This window comes from Nocardioides sp. CPCC 206348, assembly GCF_048654705.1.
Lineage (GTDB): Bacteria > Actinomycetota > Actinomycetes > Propionibacteriales > Nocardioidaceae > Nocardioides.
The window spans coordinates 1-3,978 of the sequence record NZ_JBMCZA010000049.1; the positions used below are offsets into that span (position 1 = coordinate 1).

3 protein-coding genes are annotated in these 3,978 nt (G+C 67.1%); all 3 read right to left on the reverse strand.

From position 1 onward, the window contains the following. On the reverse strand, window positions 1–774 hold a 774-nt coding region (locus ACOADB_RS01785), incomplete at its 3' end, for a hypothetical protein (RefSeq protein WP_378596194.1). Between the two features lie 108 nt (window positions 775–882). Next, on the reverse strand, window positions 883–1,236 hold the full coding sequence (locus ACOADB_RS01790; protein ID WP_378596195.1) for a hypothetical protein: 354 nt from the start codon (window positions 1,234–1,236) through the stop codon (window positions 883–885). Window positions 1,237–1,425: 189 nt separating this feature from the next. Beyond that, on the reverse strand, window positions 1,426–3,798 hold the full coding sequence (locus ACOADB_RS01795; RefSeq protein ID WP_378596196.1) for a M4 family metallopeptidase: 2,373 nt from the start codon (window positions 3,796–3,798) through the stop codon (window positions 1,426–1,428). Window positions 3,799–3,978: the final 180 nt, after the last annotated feature.

The following is a 3,978-nucleotide window of genomic DNA, read 5'->3' on the forward strand; positions in this document are numbered from 1 at the left end:
CGTCCGCGTCTGCGCGGCCGACACCTCCTCGAAGTTGTACTGGCGGATGGGATCGACCACCGTCTTGTACTGGTGACCCCGAACCTCCATGCAGGCAGTCCACGCCTCCATGCGTTCGGCCACGTCCGGATGCACCACGGCGAGATCGATGACGTCGCCCGACAAGCCGAGGGTGTCGGGCAGCGGAGCGTCCAGCTGCTTGTCCACGACCTCGAAGCAGCCTTGTTCGAAGGGTTCGACCCCGGGGGAAAGCGTCGGCAGCTCGACGCCCTCCGGCAGCGGGGCCTCGTCCTCCACCGCACCGTGGAGGGCGCTCTGGAACTGAGGATCGCTCCGCAGGGTCGGGTCCATCTGGGGGTCGAGGGTGATGTTGTCCAGCGTCCTCGTGTAGATGCCGGCGCCCAGCTTGAAGGGATCCTCGGGACCGGCCTGGTAGCCGAGACGCGATGCGTGGTCCCTGGTCATCGTTCCGACCGGGCCTCCCCAGGGCACGATTCCCGGTGGACGCAGGTAGTCACCGAACATCCGGACGTCGAAGCCGCGATCGTGGAGGCAGTCCTCGATCAGGCGTGCATGACCGGCTTGGATGCGGACCCTGTCCGCCGACGAGAGTTCGTACCGGTCGAACGGGAGCTGGACGTCAGCGGTGACCACCGCGACATCGCCCAGGTCCGGCGTTCGGAACGGTGGCTTGCCACCGCCGTCGGAGCCCCCGCAACCGGACACCAGCATCGCCGCAACGGCGCAGCACCCCGCGATCGTGCTTGAGCGCATGCACATCCTTCAATGAAATCGTGTGGACACTGACACGGTGCTGCGGCGTGGTTCCGTCGGAACCCGCCGCAGCACCGTGGAGAAGCAGGACTGCGTCGTTGTCCGACCCTAGCCGTTGCCGAACTCGAAGCGTCCCGTGCAGATGGAGTCACGGAGAGTGCTGCCGTCGTAGTCCTTGGAACACAGGTTGGCGTCGAAGTCGGCGCCCTCCGCGATGTTCAACGACCCGCAGACCGTTGACGTCGAACCGCCGCCGTTGGTGTCGTTGCACGTGCCGCTCTTGGCCGGTGCCCACCACTGGCCATACGCGCCGTAGCTGTCGACGTAGGCGTCCCGGACGTACAGGGTCTCGCTTCCCGAGTTGTCGAAGATGATCTCGGATCGCAGGTGGCTACCCCAGCTGATCGAGTTGCTCCACGCAGTGGCGTCGGCCGTGACCGTCGTCCCTGCCAGGACAACCACTGAGGCTGCTCCTACGGCCAAGGACCTGAAGATCATTCGCATCGGCATTCCCTTTCGTCCAGGGGCAGGCCCTGATGCGCGCCCGAGGTGCGCGGAGACTAGCAGGCTGTGACGGGCCTCACCATGCACTGCGCGCAAGGCGGGCGGCCACCGGTGTCCCGGTGACCGCCCGCCTCGTGATGTGTCCGACTAGCCGACGCTGATCGCCGTGTCGTCGATGACGAAGCTCGTCTGGAGCGACGAGTCCTCGTTCATCAGGAATTTCAAGGTGACGGTCTTGCCCTTGTACGCCGACAGGTCGAACGTCTTCTGGACGTAGCTGGTCGACTTGTTGAGGTTGGAGTACGTCGCCAGGGTGCTGGTCGTCGTACCGTTGACGATCTGCACCTTCGCGGTGTCGTAGGCCGTCGTGCCCGTCGTCTCCGCCGTGTCGATCCTGACCCAGAAGGTCAGCGTCGCCGAGGTTGCCGTCGCGGGGATCGTGACCGACTGGTTCTCGTTCTCCGTCGACGTGGAGCCGTTGCCGCCGAGCCACATCTTCCAGGTGCCGGTGCGTGCGGGACGACCGGTGTTGTTGGTGATCGGCCCACTGGTGCCGGTCCAGTCAACGAATCCCGACTCGAACCCGGGGTTCTTCAACAGGTTGCCGGACGGCGTGCCGCCGCCACTGATGGTCCACGTGAAGCTCGTCGAGCCCGTTGCCCCGGTGGTGTCCGTCGCAGTGGCGGTGACGTTGGACGTGCTGGCCGTCGTCGGCGTACCCGAGATCAAGCCGGTGCTGGCGTTGATCGAGAGCCCCGCCGGCAGGCCGGTGGCCGACCAGGTCAGGGTCTGGCCGGCGCCCGAGGACGATCCGGTCAGCTGCAACGAGGTGGCCGTGCCGACGGTGCCGGTGCGGTTGCCCGGGTTGGTGACGGTGACCGTGTTGCCGGCCGTGGTGCAGGTCGGGTCAGCGGTCTGCGCCGGGACGGAGACGGCGTTCCATGCCGCCTTGACCGCGTTGAACTCCACGCACGAACCCGGGTAGAGGTTCTTCGCGGCGGTGAGAGTCCAGGTGCGGTACTTCAGGTAGTTCGAGCTGGTGGTCTTCATCAGCATCGCGTTGTAGAAGATCTTGCCGGCCTTCTGGATGCCGATGCCGGTCAGCGTTCCTCCGTTGTTGCAGGTCGTGCTGGAGGGCTTGCCGACCGGGTTCGTGCCCTCGGCGAGGAGGTAGAACCAGTGGTTGCCGGGCCCGGCGGCCGAGTGCACCTCGGTGTTCGGGATCGAGCTGGAGTAGCAGTTCGGGTCGCCCTTGGCCGAGGGGTTGTACATGTTGCGGATCTCGCCGTCGCCGACCAGGTCGACCTCTTCGCCGATCAGGTAGTCCGGCTCGTCGTAGGTGCTGGACTGGTTGGCGTAGTGCTCGGTCAGTGCCCCGAAGACGTCACCGACGAACTCGCTGGTCTGGCCGCCGGAGTGGCCGCCCGGCGTGTTCTGGTCGATGCCGTGGCCGTACTCGTGCGCCATCACGTCGAGGTTCGTCAGCCACTCGGTGTTGGCCTGGTTGTGGCCGATGCGGACCCACTCGGTGCCGTTGCAGTAGCCCGGCTCGCTCAGGCCCGGCGGGCAGTAGAACGCGTTGATCTCGTCCTTGCCGACCCGGGTCTGCCAGCCGTCGCCATTGGCCTTGAAGCCTTCGCGGCCGAGCCACTGGCTGAGCATCTTCTCCTGCGTCTGCAGGGAGTACAGGGCGTCGACGCAGCCGGTCTCCTTGCTCAGGCCGGTGCCGTCACCCCAGACGTTGTCCGGGCCCGAGAGCACCGGGACGGTGGTGGTGGCGTTGTTGTCGATGCGGCAGTCGAGCCCCGGGGTGTTGGGGTCGGCGAGCGAGTACGACGAGGCGCCCTGCGTGGTCTCGATCGACAAGGGGCTCGGACCGTTGTGGTGGCCGGTGCCGCTGCCGGTCGCGAAGTGCACCAGCTCGTCCGCCTCGAGGACGGCGCCCTGGACGGCGTCGACGTAGATGTCGCGCACCGAGCGGTCGCCGTCGGTCGTGAGACCACTGACGGTCACCTTCCACGCCAGCTGGGGCGTCGTGAGCGCGTGGACCACGAGCTCCGGCGTGCCGCGCAGCTCGGCCTTGCTGAGCGTCGCCTTCGCCGACGTGGTGGCCGACTTCGCGCTCACCTTCGGCGTCACCGCCAGGTTCCCGATCGCGCGCTTCTGCGCCACGGTCGTGTCGAGGATCTGCCCGTCACGGTTGGTGACGACGACGAAGTCGCCGCCGCGCACCGGGAGGCCCTCGTAGGTCCGCGTGTACGGCGCGAACTGCAGGCCGGCTCCGCCGCTGACCACGGGCTCGGCGACGAACTTCTCGCTGCCGCTCACCTTGAGCTGCGGGGCACGGCTGTTGACCAGCGCCTGCGCGGACTGGTGGGCCCGCTTCTTCGGATCGTCCTTGCCGGGAGAGGCGGCGACGACGGTGTCCGCGTGCGCGGACTGAACTGCGAGGGGTGCCGCGGCAAGTGCCGAGGCGGCGACAAGGGTGGCGACGAGGCCACCCATCAGGTTGCGTTTCACTTCTTGACCCACACTCCTCTTGAGAGTTGGGCTCGTCGCGCCCCGGTTCTGGGGAGTCGGGCGAGCCGGCTGGAGGCCGACCCGGCGAGGATGAATGCTGGACCGACCAGAGCCCAACCTGTTGCCACGCTGATTTCGCCGTCAATGGGGCGGGACCTGCGAGTTAGAGCAATGCAAGAA